General features: G+C 65.4%; 23 protein-coding genes. 14 read left to right on the forward strand and 9 right to left on the reverse strand.

The genetic code is table 11. From position 1 onward, the window contains the following. Positions 1-10 precede the first annotated feature (10 nt). The 5 genes from CSQ92_RS19925 to CSQ92_RS19945 are packed head-to-tail and all read right to left on the reverse strand — an operon-like array spanning position 11 to position 5,605. Positions 11-1,063, reverse strand: coding sequence for an ABC transporter ATP-binding protein (locus CSQ92_RS19925; RefSeq protein ID WP_070253514.1), 1,053 nt, complete (start codon positions 1,061-1,063; stop codon positions 11-13). A gap of 1 nt (position 1,064) precedes the next feature. Beyond that, a complete protein-coding gene (locus CSQ92_RS19930; protein WP_099395167.1) occupies positions 1,065-2,429 on the reverse strand; it encodes a GH1 family beta-glucosidase in 1,365 nt (454 codons plus the stop codon). A gap of 35 nt (positions 2,430-2,464) precedes the next feature. Beyond that, on the reverse strand, positions 2,465-3,313 hold the full coding sequence (locus CSQ92_RS19935) for a carbohydrate ABC transporter permease (protein ID WP_070253512.1): 849 nt from the start codon (positions 3,311-3,313) through the stop codon (positions 2,465-2,467). Continuing rightward, the gene (locus tag CSQ92_RS19940; RefSeq protein ID WP_257219295.1) at positions 3,310-4,308 is read right to left on the reverse strand and encodes a carbohydrate ABC transporter permease; all 999 of its coding nucleotides are present in this window, start codon (positions 4,306-4,308) and stop codon (positions 3,310-3,312) included. Before CSQ92_RS19940 ends, CSQ92_RS19935 begins: the two co-directional genes overlap by 4 nt. A 7-nt stretch (positions 4,309-4,315) precedes the next feature. Beyond that, positions 4,316-5,605 carry an ABC transporter substrate-binding protein gene (locus tag CSQ92_RS19945; RefSeq protein ID WP_099395169.1) on the reverse strand — a complete coding sequence of 430 codons (1,290 nt, stop codon included), beginning with the start codon at positions 5,603-5,605 and terminating at the stop codon, positions 4,316-4,318. On the opposite strand from CSQ92_RS19945, the gene CSQ92_RS28870 reads away from it, so the two are divergent. From CSQ92_RS28870 to CSQ92_RS19970, 6 genes are all read left to right on the forward strand, one after another. Beyond that, entirely contained in the window at positions 5,596-5,943 is a 348-nt protein-coding gene (locus CSQ92_RS28870) for a hypothetical protein (RefSeq protein WP_143450406.1), read from the forward strand. The genes CSQ92_RS19945 and CSQ92_RS28870 overlap by 10 nt on opposite strands. A 62-nt stretch (positions 5,944-6,005) precedes the next feature. Next, a complete protein-coding gene (locus CSQ92_RS19950) occupies positions 6,006-7,025 on the forward strand; it encodes a LacI family DNA-binding transcriptional regulator (protein WP_034751748.1) in 1,020 nt (339 codons plus the stop codon). 329 nt (positions 7,026-7,354) lie between these two features. Then, positions 7,355-7,933: a superoxide dismutase gene (locus CSQ92_RS19955; protein ID WP_034751750.1), complete on the forward strand. Its 579-nt coding sequence runs from the start codon at positions 7,355-7,357 to the stop codon at positions 7,931-7,933. Positions 7,934-8,051: 118 nt separating this feature from the next. Continuing rightward, positions 8,052-11,024 (forward strand): sensor histidine kinase, encoded by a 2,973-nt coding sequence (locus tag CSQ92_RS19960; RefSeq protein WP_099395170.1) that lies wholly within the window; start codon positions 8,052-8,054, stop codon positions 11,022-11,024. A gap of 117 nt (positions 11,025-11,141) precedes the next feature. Continuing rightward, positions 11,142-11,513, forward strand: a complete 372-nt coding sequence (locus CSQ92_RS19965; protein WP_034782071.1) for a lysozyme inhibitor LprI family protein — start codon at positions 11,142-11,144, stop codon at positions 11,511-11,513. Positions 11,514-11,592: 79 nt separating this feature from the next. After that, entirely contained in the window at positions 11,593-12,468 is an 876-nt protein-coding gene (locus CSQ92_RS19970) for a Kdo hydroxylase family protein (RefSeq protein ID WP_099395171.1), read from the forward strand. Positions 12,469-12,517: 49 nt separating this feature from the next. On the opposite strand, the gene CSQ92_RS19975 is transcribed toward CSQ92_RS19970, so the two are convergent. Further along, positions 12,518-14,116 (reverse strand): CYTH and CHAD domain-containing protein, encoded by a 1,599-nt coding sequence (locus tag CSQ92_RS19975; protein ID WP_099395172.1) that lies wholly within the window; start codon positions 14,114-14,116, stop codon positions 12,518-12,520. Positions 14,117-14,237: 121 nt separating this feature from the next. Here CSQ92_RS19975 and mgrA point away from each other — a divergent pair, with 121 nt between their 5' ends. Next, positions 14,238-15,278 (forward strand): L-glyceraldehyde 3-phosphate reductase, encoded by a 1,041-nt coding sequence (gene mgrA / locus CSQ92_RS19980; protein ID WP_034782068.1) that lies wholly within the window; start codon positions 14,238-14,240, stop codon positions 15,276-15,278. A 5-nt stretch (positions 15,279-15,283) separates the two neighbouring features. Here mgrA and CSQ92_RS19985 read toward each other — a convergent pair whose 3' ends face one another. The 3 genes from CSQ92_RS19985 to CSQ92_RS19995 all read right to left on the reverse strand — a co-directional run bounded on the left by CSQ92_RS19985 (position 15,284) and on the right by CSQ92_RS19995 (position 16,602). Further along, on the reverse strand, positions 15,284-15,754 hold the full coding sequence (locus CSQ92_RS19985; RefSeq protein ID WP_052140101.1) for a DUF2244 domain-containing protein: 471 nt from the start codon (positions 15,752-15,754) through the stop codon (positions 15,284-15,286). Positions 15,755-15,828: 74 nt separating this feature from the next. After that, positions 15,829-16,146, reverse strand: coding sequence for a hypothetical protein (locus tag CSQ92_RS19990; protein ID WP_034782067.1), 318 nt, complete (start codon positions 16,144-16,146; stop codon positions 15,829-15,831). Positions 16,147-16,269: 123 nt separating this feature from the next. Then, positions 16,270-16,602 carry a hypothetical protein gene (locus tag CSQ92_RS19995; protein WP_099395173.1) on the reverse strand — a complete coding sequence of 111 codons (333 nt, stop codon included), beginning with the start codon at positions 16,600-16,602 and terminating at the stop codon, positions 16,270-16,272. Between the two features lie 286 nt (positions 16,603-16,888). Between CSQ92_RS19995 and CSQ92_RS29110 the strand changes: the two genes are divergently transcribed. The 7 genes from CSQ92_RS29110 to CSQ92_RS20030 all read left to right on the forward strand — a co-directional run bounded on the left by CSQ92_RS29110 (position 16,889) and on the right by CSQ92_RS20030 (position 23,536). Then, positions 16,889-17,206, forward strand: a complete 318-nt coding sequence (locus CSQ92_RS29110) for a DUF4148 domain-containing protein (RefSeq protein WP_180277071.1) — start codon at positions 16,889-16,891, stop codon at positions 17,204-17,206. 128 nt (positions 17,207-17,334) lie between these two features. Beyond that, the gene (locus CSQ92_RS20005; protein WP_099395175.1) at positions 17,335-18,747 is read left to right on the forward strand and encodes an efflux transporter outer membrane subunit; all 1,413 of its coding nucleotides are present in this window, start codon (positions 17,335-17,337) and stop codon (positions 18,745-18,747) included. A gap of 73 nt (positions 18,748-18,820) precedes the next feature. Beyond that, positions 18,821-19,327, forward strand: a complete 507-nt coding sequence (locus tag CSQ92_RS20010) for a MarR family winged helix-turn-helix transcriptional regulator (protein WP_034782299.1) — start codon at positions 18,821-18,823, stop codon at positions 19,325-19,327. Between the two features lie 10 nt (positions 19,328-19,337). Beyond that, a complete protein-coding gene (locus CSQ92_RS20015; protein WP_257219297.1) occupies positions 19,338-21,494 on the forward strand; it encodes an FUSC family protein in 2,157 nt (718 codons plus the stop codon). Then, positions 21,484-21,684, forward strand: a complete 201-nt coding sequence (locus CSQ92_RS20020; RefSeq protein ID WP_092611384.1) for a DUF1656 domain-containing protein — start codon at positions 21,484-21,486, stop codon at positions 21,682-21,684. The genes CSQ92_RS20015 and CSQ92_RS20020 overlap by 11 nt, the downstream gene beginning before the upstream one ends. 38 nt (positions 21,685-21,722) lie before the next feature. Then, positions 21,723-22,619 carry an efflux RND transporter periplasmic adaptor subunit gene (locus CSQ92_RS20025; protein ID WP_034782060.1) on the forward strand — a complete coding sequence of 299 codons (897 nt, stop codon included), beginning with the start codon at positions 21,723-21,725 and terminating at the stop codon, positions 22,617-22,619. Further along, complete coding sequence (locus CSQ92_RS20030; RefSeq protein WP_099395176.1) at positions 22,616-23,536, forward strand: LysR substrate-binding domain-containing protein; 921 nt, start codon at positions 22,616-22,618, stop codon at positions 23,534-23,536. The genes CSQ92_RS20025 and CSQ92_RS20030 overlap by 4 nt, the downstream gene beginning before the upstream one ends. Positions 23,537-23,540 lie beyond the last annotated feature (4 nt).

Below are 23,540 nucleotides of genomic sequence, written 5' to 3' on the forward strand. Positions count from 1 at the left end.
CCGTGCGGGGTCAATGGGTAGCCACGGCGCGCCCGGCCGTGTCGAATAGAAAGGCATGGCCTTCTTCCGGCGCAAAGCCGATGGCGCTGCCCTGCGCCAGCGCGTGGCGCGCCTCGCCGTGCAGCTTGATGGCCACCGCGTGCGGGCCGCCGTCAATACAGCCATCGAGCGTCGCGTGGATGATTTGCGCATCGCCCAGCTGCTCGATCAGGGTGACGGTGGCGCCGTAGCCCTCCTCGCGCGGCACCAGGCGCAGGTGTTCCGGACGTATGCCGACCAGCATGCCCGCCTCGCCACCAAGCTGGCTGGCCAGCGCCGGGACGGCGGCGCACGGCAAAAAATTCATGCGCAGCGCGCCGATGAAGCCGGCCACGAACTGGCTGGCCGGATGGCGGTACAGGTCCAAGGGCGCGCCCACCTGCTCCAGGTGACCGCCGTGGAAGACGGCGACCCTGTCGCCGAGGGTCATGGCCTCGACCTGGTCGTGCGTCACGTAGATCATCGTGGTGCCCAGTTCCTGGTGCAGCTTGGCCAGCTCGATGCGCGTCTGCACGCGCAGCGAGGCATCGAGGTTGGACAGCGGCTCGTCAAACAGGAATACCTTGGGCTGGCGCACGATGGAGCGGCCGATGGCCACGCGCTGGCGTTCGCCGCCGGACAATGCCTTGGGTTTGCGGTCGAGCAGGTGCGTGATCTGCAAAATCTCGGCCACCTTGCCGACGGCAGCGCGCACTTCGGCTTCCCCCTTGCCTGCCAGTTTCAAGGCAAAACCCATGTTGTCGCGCGCCGTCATGTGCGGATACAGGGCGTAGCTCTGGAAGACCATGGCGATGCCCCGCTCCGCCGGCGCCACGTCGTTGGCCAGCAGGTCGCCGATGCGCAGCTGGCCCGCGCTGATGTCTTCCAGTCCCGCGATCATGCGCAGCAGGGTCGACTTGCCGCAGCCGGACGGTCCCACGAAGACCATGAATTCGCCGTCATGGATATCAAGGTCCAGGCCCTTGACGATTTCCGGGCCGTCGCCGTAGGTCTTGCGGATGCCGCGCAGGGAAATGGCGGCCATGTCAGTGCTCCCCGGCCAGGACGGCCGCATCGGCATGCGCGGCGCGCTGCGCGGCGATGAAGTCGCGGTACCACAGGGCGCTGTCCTTGAAACTGCGCTGCTGCGTGGCGTAATCGACGTACAGCATGCCGAAGCGCTTGGCGTAGCCGGAGTTCCACTCGAAGTTATCCATCAGGCTCCAGTAGAAATAGCCGCGCACGTCGATGCCCTGCGCGATCACGGCGCGCAAGGCGTCCAGGTGCAGCTGCACGTACTCGATGCGCGCCTCATCGTGGATCTTGCCGTCGACGGGCTTGTCGGCAACCGCCATTCCGTTTTCCGTGATGTAGACGGGCGGCAGCCGGTATTCGCGGTGCAGGCCCACGAGCAGCTCCGTCAAGCCTTGCGGATAGGTTTCCCAGCCCATGTCGTTGACCCCGAGCTTGCAGTCGGGCTTGCGCGGCGGCGTCTCGGCGCTCATGAAAGCGCGCGTGTAGTAGTTCACGCCAAGGAAATCGATAGGCTGTTTAATATCCATGAAATCGTTTTCAAAGATGGATAAAGCAGAAGCGTCGGCGTGTTTCAGGGCCAGGGACGGGTAGCGGCCCTTGAAGATGGCGTCCATATACCACTGCACCGAGCGTGCATATTCGAGTTCGGCCAGTTCGCGGTCCTGGGCGCTGTCGGTGGCCGGCGTGGCCGTCCACTGATTGAGCACGATGCCCAGCTTCGCCGGCGCATTCACCGTGCGCATGGCTTGCATGGCCAGGCCGTGGGACAGCAGCAAGTGGTGCGACACTTGCACGGCGGCGGCCGGATCGGCCATGCCCGGGGCGAACTGGCCCGTGCCGTGGCCCAGCACGGCCGTGCACCACGGTTCGTTATGGGTGGCGATGCTGGCGACCTTGTGGCCGAAGCGGCGCGCCACCTCGGCCGCATAGGCGGCGAAGTGGTAGCAGGTGGCGCGATTGAGCCAGCCGCCCTCGTCCTGCAAGGCTTGCGGCAAGTCCCAGTGGTACAGGGTCAAATGGGCGTCGAGTCCCTTGGCGGCCAGGGCGTCGAGCAGGCGCGCATAGAAGTCGAAGCCCGCTTCGTTCCAGGCGCCGGAACCGGCCGGCTGCACGCGCGACCAGGACATGGAAAAGCGGTAGGCGTTCACGCCCAGGCTGGCGATCAGCTCCACGTCCTCGGCATAGCGGTGATAGTGGTCGCAGGCCACGTCGCCATTGCTGCCGTCGATGATCTTGCCATCCGTGTGGCTGAAGGTATCCCAGATGGACGGGCCGCGGCCGTCGATGGCGGCGGCGCCCTCGATCTGATAGGCGCTGGTGGCCACGCCCCAGGTGAAGGTGGCGGGAAAGTTGCTGTCAATATCGTCGTTATGCATGGTGGTGGTATCAGTGTGAGTGGATTAAAAAAGTGCTAGCCTTTGACGGCGCCCTGGGTCAGCCCTTCGATCAGGCGCTTGGAGGCAACAAAAAACATCAGCAGCAGCGGCAGCACGGCAATGGCGGCGCCCGTCATCAGCGCGCCCCACTCCGTGTTGTTCGGCGCCTGCATGCTGCGCAGGGCCAGCGGGATCGTGTAGTTCTCGACCGAGCGCATGACGACCAGCGGCGTGATGAAATTGTTCCACGAGTTGATGAAGGTGATCAGGCCCAGAGTGCCCATGGCGGGGCCGATCAGCGGCAGCACGACCCGCCAGTAGATGGCGAACTCGCCGCAGCCATCGATGCGCGCCGCCTCGATCAGGTCCTTCGGTATCGCCGTGCCGATGTACTGGCGCATGAGGAAAATCCCCAGTGCGCCGGCCGCTCCCGGCACGTACAGGGCGCGCGGCTGGTCCAGCCAGCCGAGGAAATCCATCAGCATGAAGGTGGGGATCATGTTCATGAACGACGGGATGATCATCGACGCCATCACCAGGGTAAACAAGGGCCGCTTGAAGCGGAACTCGTACATGGCGAACGCATAGCCGCCCAGCGAGCAAAAGAACAGGGTCAGCGCCGTCGTCATCAGGGCCACGTACAGGCTGATGCCGATATTGCGCCAGAATGGCAGCCGCTCCTGCAGCAGCTCGATGTTGTTGAGCAGGGCCGTGCCGAACCAGCGCGGCGGCGGCAGGCTGTAGATCTCGGCGCTCGTGTGCGTGGCGAAGACGAACATGAAGTAGAACGGCGCGACCATGATCAGGGCGCCGATGGCCACCATGGCGTAGGCTGTCCAGCGGGTGCTGGCCGCGCTGGCGCGGCGGTTTGTCAATGCGCTCATTTGGCCTCCTTGCCTTCTCTACGCTCGTTGCGGCTGAAGATGCGGTTATTCACCCAGGTGGTGCTGGCGATGATGAGGAACAGCAGCCAGGAAATGGCCGACGCCGTGCCGAAGTCGCCCGAGGAAAACGCCGTCTTGTAGACGAAGATGGCCGTCGTCATCACGGATTGGCTCACGCCGCTCGATTCGGCCACCAGCACGAACGGCTCCTCGAACAGCTGCAGGTTGCCCATGATGGTGAGGGTCACGGCCAGGTAGATCATGGGGCGCAGCTGCGGCAGGGTGATGTACCAGAATTGCTGGCGTTTCGAGGCGCCGTCGATGGTGGCTGCTTCGTACAGATCCTTCGGGATCACCTGCAGCGCGGACAGGTACAACACCAGGTTCCAGCCAAGGTAGCGCCAGAAAATCACGAAGGCGACGGCCGGCTTGATGAACAGCGAGCTGCCCAGCCAGTCGATCGATTCTGCCGGGAACAGGCCGCCCACCAGCGGCAGGCTGGCGCACCATTGGATCAGTACATTGATCTGCCCATAGTCGCGCGAGAACAGAGTATTGAAGACCATGGCGATGGCCACGCTGGAAGTGATGAACGGTAAAAAATAGATGCCGATCACCAGGTTGCGCGAGCGCTTGAAGCTGTTGTGGATGAAGGCCGCCAGCGGAATGGCCACCAGGTGCTGCGGCACGCCCGAGGCCAGCGCCAGCCACACGGTATTGCCCAGCGAGCGCAGGAACCACGGGTCGCTCAAGGCATACTTGTAGTTGTCCAGGCCCACCCACTGCATGGCTTCCACGCCGCTGGCCGCTTCCCACTGGTTGAACGACAAATAGATGGAAAACAGCAGCGGGAACAGGCTGAAGACGGCGAACAGGATGAAGAAGGGGCTGATGAAGATGTACGGCGCCCACTGCTTCATGTTGAAGCGTTTCCTGGCGGGCCGCGCTGCCGCAGCAGCGGGCGCGCCCTCGGTACAAGGCATGGAGGTAGTCATGCTGCTCCTAGCGCCGCGCGCGGTGGGTGATCAGGGCCTTGGCGTCGGCCAGGGCCGTCTTGATATCCTTGTTTTGCGCCAGCACGCTTTCCAGTTCCATGTTGACGATGTCGCGCGCCACGGCGTCGAACTTGTCGACGCGGATGACGGGGATCTTCGCCGCCGTATCGCGCGCCAGCAGGCGCGTCTTCTGGCCGCCGAAATACGCCTGCGGCTCGTCCATCATCGGGTCCGCATAGGCTGCCTTGAGGGCCGGAAAGGCGCCGATCTCTTTCAGGGAATGCAGCTGGATATCCTTGTTGACGGTCATGAACTTGATGAATTCCCAGGCCTGGGTTTTATTCGCCGCCTTTTTCGGAATGCCGTAGAAGGAGCCGCCGTACGACGCCAGCGCGCCGGCCGGCAAGTTCGCCGCGCGCCACTGGCCGGACGAAGCCGGCGCCAGCCACTTGGCCAGGTGGCCGCTGAGCCACGATCCCATCATCTGGCTGGCCACCTTGTCGCGTTTGAAGCCTTCGGCCCACTCGCCCGTCCAGGCCACGGTGCGCGCATCGATGCCGGCCACCCGTGCCGCCTTGGCCAGCTCGAACGCCTTCACGAAGCGGGGCGAGTCGACCAGCACCTGGCCCTTGTCGCCAAAGTAAATGCCTTCGCCATCTTTCAAATTGGCGCGGATATAGATGTCGGCCAGGTCGCTGGCGCCGGCCAGCAGATAGGTGCCGGTGGCGGCCTTGAGTTTCTTGCCGGCGGCGATATACGACTCCCACGATTGCGTCAGGTCGGTTTCCTTGATGCCCGCCTTGTCCATCAGGTCCTTGCGGTAGAACAGGGTGCCCGGTCCCAGGTCGGCCGGCATGGCGCCCAGGGTGCCGCGCGAACTGGTCGCCTGCACAAAGGTGAACGGCACGAACTGGGCGCGGTACTGCCCTGCCCCGTATGGCGCTTGCAGCAAATCTTCCATGCCCTTCGATTCGGCGAAGCTGCCGACATAGCGGAAGTCGATGGCCATCACGTCGGGCAGGCGCGCGCCGGCCGCCAGCGCCGTCGTCATCGAGTTATGGTGGTCGTCGATCTGCAGGCTGACCAGCTTGACCTTCACTTGCGGGTACAGTTTTTCCCACAGGGGCAAGGCCGTCTTGACGGCGCGGTCCAGGTCGGGGAACGAGGCGACGGTAATCGTGGCCGGGGCCAGCGTCGGCAGGGCTGCAGTCGGCGGAACAGCTGCGGGCGCGGCGGCCACACTGGCGGCCAGGGTCAGCGCTGCCAGCGGGGCGGCGCCAAGGATGCTTGACTTCATTATTTCATCTCCGTTTATTGAGCGTCTTCTATCTTGAAAACGTTTTCACAACATGTATCCATTTAACACCGCAAAGAAAATCAAGTCAACCGAAAAAGTTGTCATTTTTATTGAAGGCAGCATGGCAAGCGGCACGCCGTGGCGCGTTTTCTCCTATGAAAAAGCGTAAAAATTCGTCATTTGCGCTGCCGTTGTTTTTTGTGAAAACGTTTTCAATCGTCGGTCGGATTAGCGCGCAAGCGCGTAACCCGACGTGCACGGCCAACAATATGTCGGCTTACGCCCTGCGGGCTAACCCGACCTACGCCGATCCACGGCCCTGCGGGCATTTATGGTAATCTTCCGTTGAAAAGGTTTTCAGAACACTGAGAACCAGCCATCTTGATACCCAGGAATCACCTTGAACGATAGCGCCCACGCTGCTCCCCCTTCCACCCTGCTCGACGTGGCACGCCAGGCCGGCGTGTCGCCCAGCACCGTCTCGCGCATCCTGAATGGCACGGCCAGGGTCTCCGACGACAAGCGCGACGCCGTGCTGGCGGCGATTGCCCACATGAAATTCGCGCCGAACCAGATGGCGCAGGGGCTGAAAAAAGGCCGCTCGATGACCATCGGCATCGTGGTGCAGGACATTTCCAGCCCCTTCTTCGACGAAAGCCTGCGCGGCGTGGACGATGGCTTGAAGGACACGGGCTATGCGTCCGTCATCGTCAGCGGACACTGGAATGCGCAGGAAGAGGCGGACCGCATCCGCCTGCTGCTGGCAAGAAAGGTGGACGGCATCATTTTGCTGTCGGGGCGCATTTCGGACGAGAGCGTGCTCGATTTCTCGCAGCAGCGGCCCATCGTCTCGACGGGCCGCCTGCTGGCCACGAAAAGCGCCATCGGCTTCAAGCTCGACAACGAATACGGCGCCTACCTGGCCGTGCGCCACCTGGTGGAACTGGGCCACCGGCGCATCGCCTTCGTGGCCGGCCCCGCCAACAACACGGATGCGGCCGAGCGCCTGACGGGCTACCAGCGCGCACTGCGCGAAGCGGACATCGCCATCGACCCGAAGCTGATGGTGGAAGGCGATTTCCACGAAGCAAGCGGAATGCTGGCCATGAACCATTTGTTCGATACGCAGCAGCAGTTCAGCGCCGTCTTCGCCGCCAACGACCTGTCCGCCTACGGCGTGCGCCTGTGCCTGTACCGCAAGGGCATCCGCGTGCCCGACGATATCTCGCTCGTCGGCTTCGATGACTTGCCCGGCTCGTCCTACACGACGCCGCCGCTCACCACCATCCATCAGCCCCTGTACGACATCGGCCGCATCGCCACGGAAGCGCTGCTGGGCCTGATCAATGGCGAAGCCGTGCAGGCCGCCATCCCGCCGCTGGAACTGATCGTGCGGGAAACCACTCGCCGCATCCGCTAAGGATTGCACCATGATAAACCTACTGCGCAGCCCACTCTCGGGTCGGCGTTGCTCGCTGTACTTTTTGTACAGCTGCGCTACTCAACCCGATATCGGGCTTGCTCGCTACGGTTTCTCAAGGTGCTGACGCTTCACCATATACCATTATTTTCCTGAACGAGAATCAATACGCTACCAGTATCCGCAACGCATGCGGGAATCTGCAGCAATGGCGCATCCGCTTTACAATAGTGGCTCGTTCAGCAAGAATGCCTGCTTCAAGCAAGCTTGGCTCAACCCTCCGGCCACAGGCTGGAAGACTCCGAACATTCACCACAAAGGGACATCACATGGAACATACTCTGCCACCACTGCCGTATGAAATGGACGCTCTGGCGCCGCATATTTCGAAAGAAACCCTGGAATACCACTATGCCAAGCATCACCAGGCGTATGTCACCAACTTGAACAACCTGATCAAGGGTACCGAGTTCGAGAACCTGTCGCTGGAAGAGATCATCAAGAAATCGTCGGGCGGCATCTTCAACAATGCAGCGCAAGTATGGAACCACACCTTCTACTGGAACGGCATGAAGCCGGCCGGCGGCGGCGCTCCTGCGGGTGCCGTGGCTGACGCGATCAACGCCAAATGGTCGTCGTTCGACAAGTTCAAGGAAGAATTCACCAAGTCGTGCGTGGGCAACTTCGGTTCGGGCTGGACCTGGCTGGTGCAAAAAGCCGACGGCTCCGTCGACATCGTCAACACCTCGAACGCCGGCTGCCCGCTGACCACCGGCGACAAGCCGCTGCTGACCTGCGACGTGTGGGAACACGCCTACTACATCGACTACCGCAACCTGCGCGCCAAGTACGTGGAAACGTTCTGGGGCCTGGTCAACTGGGACTTCGTTGCCAAGAACTTCGCGTAAGCAGTTCCTGTCAACGTAAGGAGAAAAAGCCTGCGCCGCCCCGCGCGGGCTTTTTTTTGCCTGCTGAAAGGCGAGGCGCTGCGCTACAATCAGCATCTTCCCACCCCGCCCTGCCCCGATGTCCGCTCGCCTGCTGCGCCGCCTGTTGATTTTGCCCCTGCTGGCGTGCCACCTGCACGCGTGCGCGGCCGCCCCATCGCCCCTGTTGTCCGACTACACCCACAACGCCTGGGGCGCCCTGCAAGGCGCGCCCGTCGACGTACTGAAATTCGCCCAGGGCAAGGATGGCTGGCTGTGGATCGCCACGGCCACCGGTTTGTACCGCTACGATGGCGTGCGCTTCGACCGCGTCGACAGCGTGTACGGCCACCGCCTGCCGTCGAGCAATGTGCTGGGCCTGGCCACGCCGCCTGACGGCGCCGTCTGGGTCGGCTACCGCCTCGGCGGCGTCAGCGTCTTTCGCCAGGGTGGCGCGCGCACGTACGGGGAAGCGGACGGCTTGCCGCCGGGCGCCGTGTTCCATATCGAGGCAGCGCCCGACGGCGCCATCTGGGTCGGCACGCGCGATGGCGCGGCGCGCCTGGCGCCGGGCGCCGACCGTTTCGTCGCGCAAGCCGCCAACGTGGGCCTGCCCGACAAGCGCGTGTACCAGATCCTGTTCGGGCGCGATGGCACGCAGTGGATGGGCACCATGCACGGCGTCTTTTTCCGCAGGCCGGGCGAGACGCGCTTTTCCCATGCCTGGCCGCGCACCATGCTCACCAGCATGGATGAAGCGCCCGATGGCGCCATCTGGGCTGTGGACGCGCAAAGCAATTACTATCGCGTGCGCACCAGCGCGCCGCGCGGCGACGCGCCCATCCGGCCCGACGCCACGGGCAACGGCATCCGCTTCGACCGCGCCGGCACCATGTGGCTGATGCAGCCCGATGGCATTGAGCGCAAGTTCGATCCTTCCGGCCCCAGCCTGCCGGCCCAGCGCCTGACGCGCCAGAACGGCATCAGCGGCCCGCTGCCGCAAACGTCGTTCCAAGACCGCGAAGGCAATCTGTGGTTCGGCACCTCGACGGGCCTGGACCGGCTGCGGCCGAACCGCCTGAAGACCCTGGCCGTTGCCGTGCCCTTCGACCATCCCGGCATGCTGCCGGGGCCCGATGGCGACGTGTGGATCGGCGACTACGTGGGCGACGTGCGCAGCTTTACCGCCGACGGGGTGAAGAAAGTGATACTGAAAGGGGCGCTGGCGGCCAGCCACTGGGCGCCCGACGGCACGCTGTGGCTGGGCAACGAGCAGGAGCTGCACCATCGCGCGCGCAACGGCGCCATGACGCGCGTGGTGCCGCCCGTGCTGGGACTCGATCCGCAGGCGCTGCAGCAGGACCGCTCAGGCGCCCTGTGGGCCTCGTTTTCCGGCGGCGGCCTGTTTCGCCTGAGCGAAGGAAAATGGATCGCCGACGGCGGCCTGTCCGGCCTGCCGGCGGTGCTGACCACGGCCATGGCGATGGATGGCGCCGGCACCGTCTGGCTGGGCCATGCCGACAATACGCTCAGCCTGGTGGCCGATGGCCAGCGTACGGGCGCCGTCAGGCGGCTCGGCGCGCCCGAGGGCTTGCAGGTGGGCACCGTGCTGCAGCTGTACCGCGATGGCGAGGCGATGTGGGCCGGCGGCGAAAACGGCGTGGCCCTGTACCGCGCCGGCCGCTTCCACACCTTGCGCGGTGCGCAAGGGGCGGCGTTTCGCGGCGTATCGGGCATCGTGCGCCTGCCGGACGGCGACCTGTGGCTGCATGGCGCGGACGGCATCGACCATATCGCTGCCGCCAGCCTGGCCGCGTGGATGCGGGACGGCAGCGCTGTTACCTCGGAGCGCTTCGACGCGCTTGACGGCTTGCAGGGCCATGCCTCGCAACTGCGCCCCGTGCCGTCGCTGATCCATGCGCCCGATGGCAAGCTGTGGTTCTCCACCTCGGCCACCATCGCCATGCTCGACCCGCTGCACATCCGCCGCAACGCCCTGGCGCCGCCCGTGCAGATCCACAGCTTGCTGGCCGATGGCGTGCGTTACGCCCTAGACGATGGCAAGCCGCAGCACCTGCCGCAAGGCAGCAAGACCCTGCAGATCGGCTTCACGGCCCTGAGCCTGTCGATGCCGGAACGCGTGCGCCTGCGCTACCGGCTGGCAGGCGTGGACACGGGCTGGCAGGAGGCGGTGGGACGCCGCGAGGCCTACTACACCAACCTTGCCCCCGGCAGCTACCGCTTCGACGTCACGGCCGCCAACGAAGACGGCGTGTGGAACACGCAGGGAACAGGGCTCGACATCGTCATCGCGCCCACCTTCGTGCAAACGCCGTGGTTCGTGGTGCTGCTGGCGCTGGGCGCCGCGCTGCTGCTGTATGGCGGCTACGTGCTGCGCATCCGCCACCTGACGCGCAATATGCAGGAACGGTTGCAGGAACGCTTGCAGGAGCGCCTGGCCGAGCGCTCGCGCATCGCCCGTTCGCTGCACGACACGCTGCTGCAAAGCGTGCAAGGCCTGATCCTGTCGTTCCATGCGCATGCGGACATGCTGCCCAAGGGCACGCGCGAACGGGCGCGCCTCGATGGCACCCTCAACCTGGCGGACCAGCTGCTGATCGAAGGCCGCGACCAGATCATGGACTTGCGCGCCTCGGCCGAACCCGACGAACTGCGGCTGGCGCTGCAGCAATTCGGCAAGGGCCTGGCCGAGCACCGCGCGCACGCCTTCACGGTGCATGTCAGCGGCACCTGCCGGCGCCTGCAGCCGCGCGTGCATGACGAAATCTATGCCATCGCGCGCGAAGCGCTGTTCAACGCCTCGCGCTACGCCGAGGCGGCAAACATCGTGCTGGAACTCGACTATGCGGAGCAGGCATTCACCCTGCGCGTGCGCGACGACGGCTGCGGCCTCGATGACGCCGTGGCGCAGGCGGGCCAGCGGCCCGGCCACTGGGGCCTGGTCGGCATGCGCGAGCGCGCCGCCGCCATCGGGGCCAGCCTGCGCATCGACAGCCGGCCCGGCGCCGGCACACAGATCGAAGTGAGCGTGCCGGGCCGCCTGGCCTATTGACGGCACGCTTGCGGGCGCGCCCGCAAGCGTCTGCGGCCCGGATGGAAAATGTTGTACGATGCGCAAGAGCGCTGCCGTGCTCGCCTATCCTGCCACACCACTTTCTGAAAGCACTCCATGAAAAAATGCCTGCTCGCCCTATTGCTCTGCGCCTCCGGCTCTGCCTTCGCCAACTCGGCCTGCGACACGCCGCGCAATGACTTCGATGGCCTGTATTGCCTCAACAAGGTGTACCAGGAAGCGGACAAGGAACTCAACGCCAACTACAAGAAACTTAGCTCCCAGCTCGATGCCGGCGGCAAGCAAAAGCTGAAATCGGGCCAGCTTTCCTGGATCAGCGAGCGCAACGAGCGATGCTCGAAAAAGGATGGCTCGGGCTTCTATGTGAACCTCGATTGCGCCACGCGCACCACCATCGAACGCGCGCAATTCCTGCAAGACCGCGTGCGCGAATGCGTGAGCGCCGGCTGCCAGAACAGCAAACTGTGAGCTGAACCTGCGCTAGCGCAAACAGGAGAGGGCGGCAGGCGCCCATACTGGCCGCTCCGATGTCTTCCCCGTTTGTGCCATGAGCAAACTCATCGACATTTCCCTGAACCAGTGGGACGCCAGCGGCAGCGCCGTGCAGCAGGCGGCGGCGCTGCAGGCACTCGAAGATGGGCAAGTGCTGCTGTTGCCCCGCCTGGGTTTCTCCCTGCGACAGGAAGAGCATGCGCTGCTGAACGGCGCGGTGGGTAACGCCAGCAGCGCCAAGAATATCAGCTGGGAACCGGCGCGCGGCGTGCGCGGCCACGGCGATGCCTGCGATGCGGCCCTGCTGGCCGCGCTGATGCAGCGCTACGCGCGGCACACGCAGCGCTTGCTGGGCGGCTTGCTGCCTGGCTATTCCTCGCATCTTCAGCAAGGCAAGGGCAGCTTTCGCCCCGTGGAAATCGCCGGCCGGGCGAGTTCCTGGCGCAAGGACGATACGCGCCTGCATGTCGACAGCTTTCCCTCCTCGCCCACGCAGGGCCGGCGCATCCTGCGCGTCTTCACCAACATCCATCCGCGCGACGCACCCCGCGTCTGGAAACTGGGCGCGCCATTCGAGCAGGTGGCGCAGCATTTTTTACCCGTCGCGAAGCGTCCGCAACCCGTGCTGGCGGCCTTGCTGCAATGGCTGGGCATCACCAAGTCGCGGCGCACGGCCTACGACCACTACATGCTGCAGCTGCACGACGCCATGAAGGCCGACCTGGGCTACCAGGCGCAGGTGGAACAGCACACCCATGCGTTCGCGCCGGGCCAGACGTGGATCGTCTTCAGTGACGCCGTATCGCACGCGGCCCTGCGGGGACAGCATGCGCTGGAGCAAACCTGGCTGCTGCCGGTGCACGCCATGGCCGCCCCGCACAAATCGCCGCTGGCCATCCTCGAACGCCGGTTGCAGCGCCCGCTGGCCTAGCCGCGCCTGGTCTGGCTTGGCCTGGCCTGATACTGCGGCAAGAGCGGGCTCAGGCCGGCAAGCGGGCCGCCTTGAAGCGCCGCCAGGCCTTGTGCATGCGGCCATCGCTGCCCTGCGCCTGCGCGCGCGCCGCCAGATAGCCGCGCACGAAGGCCGCGTGCAGCCGCAAGCCATCCCGGGCGGACTGGGCCGACTGAGCGGAATGGTCAGCCTGGCCAGTCTGAACCTCGGGCAATTGCTGCAGCAGCCGGTCCGCCACCTGCACATCGTTGAGCCAACCCAGTTCATCCTGCAGCAGCGACAGCCGCCCCACATACGGCTGCACGGTGCGCGCGGCAAACAGCGAGGCAAAGAATTCCGTCGCATACCGCGTCTTCTTGGCCGCGATGCGTACCCGATGGCGCTGCTGCGGCGTGGCATGCATCAGGCGCTTGCCGCGCTTCATCAGGCGACGCTGGTCCTTGCGCAGGGTCGCGCGGGCAAACGGCGAGACGTGCGCGTCCAGGCGCCGCAATTGGCGCGCGGAGCAATTGTCTCGCCAGGCGCACGCTTGCAGCCAGCGCTGCAAACCCAGCATGCAGGCCGTGTAGCGCGCCGAGGTGACGGCCTGGGCCGCTTGCACGTGCTTGAGCCGCGCCTGCGCGTGCGCCGCCTCTGTCAGCGCCGCCGCATCCGCGGCCGCCTCGCCATCGAGCTGCGCCAGGGTATTGCCAGCCAACACATCCCAATCGCGCGCCTCACCCAGCGCGCCGCCCAGCCAGCCGAGTTCGCCCTTCAAGGCGTCCGGCAGCGCCAGCAGGGACTTGAACATGCCCAGCGCCGAGCGCAAGCGGCGCAGGCCCACGCGCATCTGGTGCACGCTTTCCACGTCCTCGCCCGCCGCCACGCCATCCTGGTTGCCGCTGACTTGCTCCAGGCAATTGCCGGCGATGGCCAGGAATACCTGCTCCACGGACATGGCCCCGTCCAGCGCCAGGGGCTGCGCCTTGACGGCTTGCAAGGGATAGGATGCCGCCAGCCGGTAACCGCGTTCCGCCTTGCTCATGTGGCCCAGCTGCAGCGGCACGTCCTGCAGCAGGGCCAGCGCCACGTCGAACAGGCTGGCCGCCTGCCCCTGCTTCAACTCCAGTTCGATCTCGCTGACGGGCACGCTGCGAACGGCGCCATCCGCCCCATCCGCGCCGCTTTCAATGACACCCTGGTCCAGCACGCATTCGATCTGGTCGCCCTGCGGCGTGCGCAACTGCCATACGGTGCGCTCGATACGCGTGGTAAACACGGGCTGCAAGGCGTCGCGGATGGCGTCCTGGCGCAGCAGCGTGCGGATAGGCTGCTTGCGGCCGATGGCCGCATCGAGCGCGGCAAGGTCCGGTTGCGGCCCGGGAACTTCGCATTCCCACTCGTGGCGGCTGTGCAAGCCGCCGCTGACAGTGCCGCCCGCCTTCAGGGTTTGCACCCAGCGCCCGTCCACCTGGCGCACGCGCAAGCCCGCCTGCTGGCGGCACAGCTGCAAATCGGGCGTATCGACATAGATATCGTGCATCTGCAGCAGCTGCGGCTCGCCTTGCGCAGACTGCGCCAGCAGCGGGTGCGCGCGCAAACGCAATACATCTTCCTGCGCCAGCAACAATTTCAATTCGATTTCCATGACCGCTCCTTGCGAGACTTCTCAACGCTTATTGTAAGGCGCGTCCCTTCGCGCGCAAGCCGCACGCACGCAGACCTTGATTTTGCGCGAAAATAAGCACTTCATTCAACCAGGAGATGCCATGACCTACCACGCCGCCGAGAACCGCTACGACAGCATGCAATACCGCACCTGCGGGCGCAGCGGGCTGAAACTGCCGCTGCTGTCGCTGGGACTGTGGCACAACTTTGGCGACAGCAACAGCCTCGCTTCCCAGCGCGACATGCTGCGCACGGCGTTTGACCTGGGCATCACGCATTTCGACCTGGCGAATAACTATGGCCCGCCATATGGCAGCGCGGAAAGCAATTTCGGCAAGCTGCTGCGCGACGATTTTTTACCATACCGCGATGAACTGATCATTTCCACCAAGGCAGGCTGGGACATGTGGCCGGGCCCGTACGGCCAGGGCGGCGGTTCGCGCAAATATGTGCTGGCCAGCTTGGACCAGAGCTTGCAGCGCCTGGGCCTCGACTACGTCGACATCTTTTACTCGCACCGCTACGACGCCGACACGCCGCTGGAAGAAACCATGGGCGCGCTGGCCACTGCCGTGCAGCAGGGCAAGGCGCTGTACGTGGGCCTGTCATCGTATTCTCCGCAAAAGACGGCCGAGGCGGCCGCCCTGCTGAAAGAGTGGAAAGTGCCGTGTCTGATCCACCAGCCGGCCTACAATATGCTCAACCGCTGGATCGAGGAAGACGGCTTGCTCGACACCCTGCAGGAGCAAGGCATGGGTTGCATCACGTTCACGGCGCTGGCGCAGGGGCTGCTCAGCGACAAATACCTCGATGGCGTGCCGCAGGATGCCCGCGTCAACCGCCCCGGCGGCGGTTCGCTGCTGCAAAAGCACCTGAGCGCGGAAAACCTGGCCCGCGTGCGCGCGCTGAACCAGATCGCCGCGCAGCGGGGGCAAACCCTGGCGCAGATGGCGCTGGCCTGGGTATTGCGCGATCCCCGCGTCACCTCGACCCTGATCGGCGCCAGCAGCAGCGCGCAAATCCGCGAAAACGTGGCAGCGCTGCAGCAATTGTCATTCACGGCCGACGAGCTGGCCGCCATCGACGTGCAGGCGCGCGAAGGCCATATCAATCTGTGGGAAGGCCCGTCGCGGGCCGTGTAAGGCGATTACGCTGGCGGTGGCAGCAGGGCCAGCAGTTCCTGCGCCACTTGCCGGCGCCGTTCGGGCGTGGCGAACACGCCCACGTCCACATGCGCGCCAGCCTGGCCGACATCCTGGATGCGTATCAACTGACGTGGCCCTTGCGGCATGGCGATGCGCGTGCGCCACGGCGAAAAGTGGTGGCGCCGGCAGCGCCCGGCGCTGACCTGTTCAATGATCAGCTCGCCGTCGCGCAAGGCGATGTGTTCATAGTCGCGCGCATGGCGCAGATAATGCAGCAGTGCAATGGCCACCAGGCCCAGCTCGGCGAACGAAAAGACGGGAATGTACCAGAGGCCGCGCAGCGCAAAGGCGGCGGCTATCACGAGGGAAAACAGGCATAGCAAGCCATAGGCGCGCAGCAGCTGGCGCGCCGTCAAGGCACTGTGGCGCGCCAGCAGCCATTGCGGCTGCTCGCGCGAATGATCGCGTGGCATGGCGCCTCCCGCACTATCGCTCCATCACCGCAGCGGCCCCCGCCGCCGCCAGGTTCAGCCAGATCGCGCCAAGGTCAGGCGCCCATGCGCACCAGCGCGTGGCCCACGTGCTGCCACCAGTGATCGCGCGACTTGACCTGCTTCAGGCAAGACGTGTCGATTTCCGTGGGGAACACGTGATCCTGGCAAGCCTTCGTTTCCAGGGCATAACGCTGGTTTTCCGCCGCCGCCAGGGCCACGACAAGCCAGAACGCCAACGCCAGCAAGACCACCAGCAAACTCCAGGCCAGGTGATTGGTGTTACTTTTTTCGCCAAAAAACTCGCGCGGCCGCGTCTCGCGGTACATCGACATCAAGTCTTTTTCTTTCTCTTCCGACATCTGCGTTTGCATCCTCTGACATCCTATCCTGTGCCGGCCGGCTGGCCATGGCGGCGCGCACGCCGCCTTGACCGCATTTTACGCTGATGGCGCAGGAGAGACAGTAATTCGTGGCGACCGTGCCGCCAGCAGCCGTCAGGGGCGCGGCGCAGCCCCCCGCGGACCGCCGGGTTCGCCCTCGCCCTCCTCCTCTACCGGCCGCACGGGCGCCACGCTTTCCACATGGTCGACGTCGATATCGCCGCCATCGGGCGCCGTATTCTGCGGCTCCACGCCAGCCCGCTCTCCCGTGCCGGCCGCATCGCTGTCGTTCTCGAGCGCTTCCGGGTCCTGGCCCGGCACGCCCTGCATGTCGCTGCCGCTGTCGGAACTGTCGCTGGGCCCAAGCGCGCCCTTGCCATGGCCGCTGCCCAGGATACGGTCGGGCGTGACGGGCAAATTGTCCGGATCGAGTGAACTGCTGCTCATGGCTGGCTCCCCTTGATAAAAAAACCAGCTTACTCCCCTGGCCTGGCCAGCGGCGCACGCCTGCAAGGCATTTTCCCTGCGGAAAATGCGGCGGCGCACAAATATTTTCATAAATTACTTCACAAATGTACTATTCATTGCTATAGTTAATTCAAGTAAGCATCTTCTCATCCAGAAACTGCTTCATCGGCGGCACGGCGCCCACCAGCGCCCTGCCGCCGAACCGACCGGTACGTGGCGATCCGGCCCATCCACCCAGCCATCATGCACATTTTGGAGTCTTATCATGCAAGCCAAATCACTCATCGCAGCATTGTTTGCCATCACCACCGCCACGTCGGCTTTCGCCCAAAGCGCCGCGCCAGTCGCTGCCAGCCAGCAACTCACACGCGCCGACGTCACAGCCGAATACATCCGTGCCCGCAACGCCGGCGAAATCGCCACCAGCGAAGTCGACTACCCGAAAACGCCGGCCACCGCCGCCAGCAACGTGACGCGCGAACAAGTCATGGCCGAGTTCTACGCCGCCCGCAAGGCTGGCCTGATCCCGCAAACGGAAGCGGACTTTGATGTCGCGCAAACGGCAAAACACGTCGTGAAATAAGAAACCAGTCAGCCGGTTTCAGTCAGTCAGTAACACACCTCAGTTGCGGCGCAGCACCCGGGCCACTCCCGGCGCTCACCGCGGCGAGCTGTCAGCATCACCCCAACCCCACCTTCCGGAGTTCCTGCATGTCCCTGCACCGCCGTTTGCTTGCCGCCAGCCTGATCCTTGCCTTGAGCGCTTGCGCCGACATGGGCCATATCGCGCCACAATCGGCCATGCTCGACGCCAACAAGCTGCAAGCGAGCCAGGCCATGGATGCCGCCGCCAGCGCCGCCATCCAATGGCCGCGCACGCAATGGTGGCAAGACTTGCACGATCCCCAATTGAACCGCCTGATGGAGCAGGCGCTGGCCGACAGTCCCACCCTGCGCGGCGCCCAGGCGCGCGTGCGCCAGGCCGAGGCGCTGGCCGGCGCGGCCGAGGACAAGACCCGTCCGCAGGCGGACGCGAATGTCTCCATCAACCGCGAGCTGTATTCGCAGCACGGCAGCACCCCGGCGCCGCTGGCCGGCAACTACGCCTGGCGCAACCAGGCCACCGTCACGGCCTCGTACGACCTGGACCTGTGGGGCCGCAACCGCGCCGCCCTGTCCGCCGCCCTGGGCGACGTGCAGATGGCGTCGGCCGAATCGCAGATGGCGCGCCTGGCCCTGGAAACGGCGCTGGTGCGCACCTACATCCAGCTGTCGTATGAATTCCAGCTGCAGGACGTGATCGAACGCAGCCTGGCGCAGCGCGCCCGCATCCTCGACATCACGCGCCAGCGCAAGGCCGCCGGCATCGGCACGGACATCGACGTGGCGCAGATCGAAACCACCTTGCCGGCGGGACGCCGCCAGCTGGAACAGTCGGCCGAATCGCTGGCCCTGCTGCGCAACCAGCTGGCGGCCCTGGCGGGCAAGGGCCCGGCAGCGGGCGCGGCCTTGAGCCGCCCCGTGCTGCGCCTGGACCAGCCGCTGGCCATTCCCGCCGCCCTGCCGGCCGACCTGATCGGCCGCCGTCCCGACATCGCCGCCCAGCGCTGGAGAGTGGAAGCGGCGGCACAGCGCATCGACGCCGCCAAGGCCGAGTTCTACCCGAACGTCAACCTGGTGGCCTTTGCCGGCTTCCAGGCCTTCGGCTTCAGTCACTTTCTCGACGCCAATTCGCAGGTGCGCGGCGCCTCGCCCGCACTGAGCCTGCCCATCTTCGCCGGCGCCCGCCTGCGCGCCCAGCTAGGCAGCCAGACGGCCGTGTACGACGGCGCCGTGGAGCAATACAACGCCACCGTCATCAACGCCATGTCGGACGTGGCCAACGCCGTCACCCGCGCCCAGTCGCTGGCCAAACAGCACCAGCTGACCGTGCAGGCGCTGGCCACGGCGCAGCGCGCGCGCGACCTGGCGGAGAAGGCTTACAAGGCAGGCATGAGCGACGCCGTCAACATGCTCAACACGCAAGTGGCGCTGCTGGCGGAAGAACAGCAGCAGGCGCAGAATGGGGCACGCGAGCTCGATCTGTACGTTTCCTTGATGAATGCACTGGGAGGCGGCATCTGAGCTTGCAATCCTGGCATTGCCCTAGCCCAACAAGATACAATCGGAACTTTATTCACACATGAAGGAATATGACATGACCGCTTTTGACGCCACCTCCAAGCGGCTGCAAAACATCCGCACGCGCATGCCAGGCTTCCCCATGGAACTGATGCGCCTGTTGCGCATGACGTACCACATTCAAAAAGGCATGAAGGACCTGACCAACGCGGCGCTGAAAAAGCACGACCTGGTCGATGCCAGCTACATGGTGCTGGCCGTGCTGTACGGCACGGACGACGAAACCTCGAACGCCTGCACCCTGGGCATGGCCTGCCATGAAAAGCCGGCCAACCTGACGCGCGTGTGCAACGACCTGGAAACGCGCGGCCTGATCCACCGCGGCACGCGTCCCGGCGACCGTCGCTCGGTGATGATCTCGCTGACCGACAAGGGCCGCGCACTGATCGAAACGGCACTGCCCGATGTGTACCAGGAAACCTCGGCCCTGTATGAAGGGTTCACGGACGAAGAGCTGCAAGTGCTCGACAAGCTGTACATGCGCCAGTTGCGCAACCTGAACAATCTCAACAACCAGAACTGATAGCCTATCGATGACGCCAGCCACAGCAACCAAATTCACACACGGCCCCCTGACCCGGGCGGCCCACTGGCTGGCGCTGGCGCTGCAGGACTGGCGCGCAACGGAAGGCGAACGCTGGATCTACGTCGGCAAGACCCTCATCGCGTCCTTCTGCGCCCTGTGGCTGGCCTACCGCCTGGGCCTCGATTCGCCCAGCACGGCGATGACCACCACCATCATCCTGGCCCTGCCCAGCAGCGGCATGGTGCTGGAAAAAAGCTTTTACCGCCTGTGCGGCACCCTGCTCGGCTGCACGGCCGCGCTGACCCTGATCGGCCTGTTCCCGCAGCAGCCCGTGCTGCTGTTCGCCGGCCTGGCCCTGTGGGTGGGCCTGTGCACGAGCGGCTCGGCCCTGCACCGCAATGCGCAATCGTATGTGTACGTGCTGGCTGGCTACACGGCCTGCATGATCGTCTTGCCCGCCATCGAGCAACCGATGCAGGTGTTCGCGCTGGCCGTCACGCGCGTGGCCGAGGTGAGCCTGGGCATCATCTGCTCGGCGGCCGTCTCCAGCGTACTGCTGCCGCGCCACCAGGGCACGCAGGTGATGCGCACGGTGCAGGCGCGCTACGGCAAATTCCTCACCTTTTGCCAGGACGTGCTGCAGCAAAAACTCACGCCAGCGCAGGTGGAACTGACGCATTTGCAGTTTGCCGCCGACGTCGCGGCGCTGGAACTGGGCCGCTCGGCCGCCCTGTTCGAAGTCACCAGCAAGGTCAGCCACGTGCGCGCGCAAAACCGCAAGCTGCACGCCTTCAACGCCACCTTCATGACGGCGCTGACCACTTTCTACACCTTTCACCGCCTGTTCGACCGCCTGCAGCGCGATGGCGAAACCCAAGTCATGCAGGCCTGCGCGCCCCTGTACGCCATCGTCGCCGAAGCGCTGCAGGCGACGCCTTCGCAAGACTCGCTCGACACCATGCAGCTGCATCTGCAGACGGCCCTGGCGCAGGCCCGCTCGGATATCGACGGCGCGACCATCGCGCATGCGCAGCGCATCGATTTCGACACCGTATGCGAACTGCTGGAGCGCTTCGCGCGCGACATGAGCCGCTTTCACGAAGTGTATTTCAGCCTGGCCCACGACACGCCCCTGGAAATCAGCACGCCGCAGGCGTATGCGCCGAAGACGCCGCCCGCGCTGGTGATCGCCAGCGGCGCGCGCGCGGCCATCAGCCTGGCCCTGCTGGCGCTGGGCGCCTACTTCCTCGCCTGGCCCTACGCCAGCACGGCGATGCTGATGGCGGCCGTGTTCTGCGCGCTGGCCTCGTCCTCGCCGCGCCCCATCATGATGATCCGCCAGGTGCTGGCGGGCTTCCTCATCGCCATGCCGCTGTCGCTCGTCTGCGTGTACTTCGTGCTGGTGCATGGCGACGGTTTCCCCATGCTGGTACTGAGTTTTGCTCCCTTCCTCGCCGTCGGCCTGTACCTGATGACGAATCCCGCCAAGCTGGGCGTGGGCCTGGGCGTGTCGACCTTCATCACGCAGATGGCGCCGACGAATCTGATGCATGTCGATGGCGCGGCCTTCTTGAACACGGGCATGGCCCTGATCGTGGGCCTGATGCTGGCGGCCCTCGTGTTTGCCGTGCTGCTGCCCGAGCACACGATGGGCCACAAGGACCACATCGGCCGTGCCCTGTGGCGCGAAGCGCTGCATGCGTGCACGGCGCCCGCGCGGCGCGTGAAACACCGTTTCGACAACCGCGTGCGCGACTTGCTCAGCCAGCTCAATGCGGCGGCCGGACCGGCGCCGGGCGAGGCTGCGCGCGCCGTCGTGCGCCAGGCCTTGACCTTGCTGGAAATCGGCCACTCGGTGATCGAATTGCGCGAACTGATCGCGACGGCCCGGCCAGGCGCCACGCGCCACGCGCTGCAGCAGTGCGTGGACCACATCGCCGCCTGGCTGCGCACGCGCAGCGACACGGCACTGCAGGCGGCGCTGGCAGCCACCCTGCAGGCGGGCGCCGTGGTGCGCGCGGCCCAGACGGAAGCCGGTGCGACACCAGAACGCAAGCAGGAGCAAGACCTGCGCCTGCACACGGCATTGGCCGACCTGCATTCGATCTATACCTCATTACTCGACCATATGGCGCCTGGCGCCGGAGACCACCATGCCGCGTGAATTCGCCCTGTTCGGAATTCTGATTCCTACCCTGCTGCCCCTGTTCATCCTCAGCATCGGCCTGCAAACCCTGCTCGACCGCCTGCTGGGCTGGCTGGGCGTGTACCGCATGGTGTGGCACCCGTCGCTGGCGCGGCTGTGCATTTTCATCGCCATCTTTGGCGCGCTGGCTTTGTCGCTTTACAAATAAAAAAAACTGTTCAACCCCATCAAGGAAAGGCTGCCGACATGGTAAGCAAACTGACCCGCTATGCAATCACCTTGCTGCTCCTGGCCGCCGCGCTGTGGATAGGCAAGACCGTCTGGGACCGCTACATGGAGTCGCCGTGGACGCGCGACGGACGCATCAAGGCCGACATCGTCAACATCAGCGCCGACGTGGCCGGCACCGTCACGGACGTGCTGGTGCGCGACAACCAGGTGGTGCAAAAAGGCGACGTGCTGTTCGTCGTCGACAAGGAACGCTACACGAGCGCACTGGCGCAGGCCGACGCCGTACTGGCCGCGCAAAGGACGGAACAGGGCCGCCGTGGCAAGGAAGCCCAGCGCCGTGCAGGCCTTGACGCCAGCATCATCTCGACGGAAAGCCGCGAAAGCGCGGCCTTTGCCGCCAGCTCGGCCTCGTCGCAGGTGCAGGCCGCCGTGGCCGCGCGCGCGCTGGCGCAATTGAACCTGGAACGCACCACCGTGCGCGCCCCCGTCAGCGGCTACGTGACGAACCTGAACGTGCACAAGGGCGATTTCGCCGCCGTCGGCGCGGCCAAGCTGGCCGTCATCGACAGCGCCTCGTACTACGTCGTCGGCTATTTCGAAGAGACCAAGCTGGGCATGCTGGCGCAGGACGACAAGGCGGAAATGAATCTGATGAGCGGCGGCACCCTGCATGGCCATATCGAAAGCATCGCGCGCGGCATCACCGACCGCGACGCCGCCACGGGCCGCGAACTGCTGGCCGACGTCAATCCCACCTTCAACTGGGTGCGCCTGGCGCAGCGCGTGCCCGTGCGCATCCACATCGACGAGCAGCCGAAAGGGCAATTGCTGGTGGCCGGCACCACTTGCACCGTGGTGATCACGCCCCATTCTGCGCCGGCGCCGAAGCCCGCGGCCGCGCACCCGGCATGATCCGCAGCGGCGGCGCCGGGCGCCTGGCGGAAATCGCCCTGTTCCTCGACGCCGCGGTGCTGGGCAGTTTTTCCGCAGCGGGCCGCAAGCACGGCCTGTCGCCGGCCGCCGCCAGCGCCGCCATCGCGCGCCTGGAAACGGCGCTGGGTGTCACTCTGTTCGAGCGCACCACGCGCCAGCTGCGCCTGACGGAAGAGGGTTTGCACTACCGCCATTACAGCGAGCAGGCACTGGACTTGCTGGCGCAGGCCGAAGACGGCTTGCACGCAGGCGGCGCCGGCGTGCGCGGCGTGGTGCGCATCTCGGCGCCGTCCGACATCGGCCGCCAGCTGCTGCTGCCCATGCTCGACCGTTTTGCCGCCCAGCACCCGCAGGTGCGCCATGCGCTGACCTTGACGGACGCCACGGCCAGGCTGCTGCAGGACGACATCGACCTGGCCATCCGCTATGGCGAGCTGCCCGACAGCGACATGGTGGCGCGTTTGCTGCACCCTGGCCGGCGCGTCGTGTGCGTGGCGCCCGCGCTGGCCGCCAAAGTGGGCCTGCCGGCCACGCCGCGCGCCCTGGCGATGCTGCCGACACTCGTGCTCACGGCGGGTGACGGCGCGCCGCAGGAGTGGCGCTACCGCGAGGATGGCAAGCGCCATAGCCTGCGCCCGCAGGGCGCCTGGCACAGCAACGACGGCGAAATCATCCGCCGCTGGGCCGTGGCCGGCCATGGCTATGCCTACAAATCCCTGCTCGACATCGGCGGCGACCTGTCCGCCGGACGCCTGCAGACGGTGCTCGACGATTACTTCGGCGACAGCGTTCCCCTGAACCTGCTGTACCGGCGCAGCCGCTTCCAGCCGCCGCGCGTGGCCCTGCTGATCGAATTCCTGCTGCAGCAGTTCGCGGCCCTGCCGGCGCAAGGCTAACGGG

The organism is Janthinobacterium sp. BJB446, from assembly GCF_002735655.1.
In the GTDB taxonomy this organism is placed as follows: domain Bacteria; phylum Pseudomonadota; class Gammaproteobacteria; order Burkholderiales; family Burkholderiaceae_D; genus Janthinobacterium; species Janthinobacterium lividum.

Coding starts and splice junctions, on each gene's coding strand:
- CSQ92_RS19925 (WP_070253514.1), bottom strand. CDS start 1,063: ATGGCCGCCATTTCCCTGCGCGGCATCCGCAAGACCTACGGCGACGGC.
- CSQ92_RS19930 (WP_099395167.1), bottom strand. CDS start 2,429: ATGCATAACGACGATATTGACAGCAACTTTCCCGCCACCTTCACCTGG.
- CSQ92_RS19935 (WP_070253512.1), bottom strand. CDS start 3,313: ATGAGCGCATTGACAAACCGCCGCGCCAGCGCGGCCAGCACCCGCTGG.
- CSQ92_RS19940 (WP_257219295.1), bottom strand. CDS start 4,308: ATGACTACCTCCATGCCTTGTACCGAGGGCGCGCCCGCTGCTGCGGCA.
- CSQ92_RS19945 (WP_099395169.1), bottom strand. CDS start 5,605: ATGAAGTCAAGCATCCTTGGCGCCGCCCCGCTGGCAGCGCTGACCCTG.
- CSQ92_RS19955 (WP_034751750.1), top strand. CDS start 7,355: ATGGAACATACTCTGCCACCACTGCCGTATGAAATGGACGCTCTGGCG.
- CSQ92_RS19960 (WP_099395170.1), top strand. CDS start 8,052: ATGTCCGCTCGCCTGCTGCGCCGCCTGTTGATTTTGCCCCTGCTGGCG.
- CSQ92_RS19965 (WP_034782071.1), top strand. CDS start 11,142: ATGAAAAAATGCCTGCTCGCCCTATTGCTCTGCGCCTCCGGCTCTGCC.
- CSQ92_RS19970 (WP_099395171.1), top strand. CDS start 11,593: ATGAGCAAACTCATCGACATTTCCCTGAACCAGTGGGACGCCAGCGGC.
- CSQ92_RS19975 (WP_099395172.1), bottom strand. CDS start 14,116: ATGGAAATCGAATTGAAATTGTTGCTGGCGCAGGAAGATGTATTGCGT.
- mgrA (WP_034782068.1), top strand. CDS start 14,238: ATGACCTACCACGCCGCCGAGAACCGCTACGACAGCATGCAATACCGC.
- CSQ92_RS19985 (WP_052140101.1), bottom strand. CDS start 15,754: ATGCCACGCGATCATTCGCGCGAGCAGCCGCAATGGCTGCTGGCGCGC.
- CSQ92_RS19990 (WP_034782067.1), bottom strand. CDS start 16,146: ATGCAAACGCAGATGTCGGAAGAGAAAGAAAAAGACTTGATGTCGATG.
- CSQ92_RS19995 (WP_099395173.1), bottom strand. CDS start 16,602: ATGAGCAGCAGTTCACTCGATCCGGACAATTTGCCCGTCACGCCCGAC.
- CSQ92_RS29110 (WP_180277071.1), top strand. CDS start 16,889: ATGCAAGCCAAATCACTCATCGCAGCATTGTTTGCCATCACCACCGCC.
- CSQ92_RS20005 (WP_099395175.1), top strand. CDS start 17,335: ATGTCCCTGCACCGCCGTTTGCTTGCCGCCAGCCTGATCCTTGCCTTG.
- CSQ92_RS20010 (WP_034782299.1), top strand. CDS start 18,821: ATGACCGCTTTTGACGCCACCTCCAAGCGGCTGCAAAACATCCGCACG.
- CSQ92_RS20015 (WP_257219297.1), top strand. CDS start 19,338: ATGACGCCAGCCACAGCAACCAAATTCACACACGGCCCCCTGACCCGG.
- CSQ92_RS20020 (WP_092611384.1), top strand. CDS start 21,484: ATGCCGCGTGAATTCGCCCTGTTCGGAATTCTGATTCCTACCCTGCTG.
- CSQ92_RS20025 (WP_034782060.1), top strand. CDS start 21,723: ATGGTAAGCAAACTGACCCGCTATGCAATCACCTTGCTGCTCCTGGCC.
- CSQ92_RS20030 (WP_099395176.1), top strand. CDS start 22,616: ATGATCCGCAGCGGCGGCGCCGGGCGCCTGGCGGAAATCGCCCTGTTC.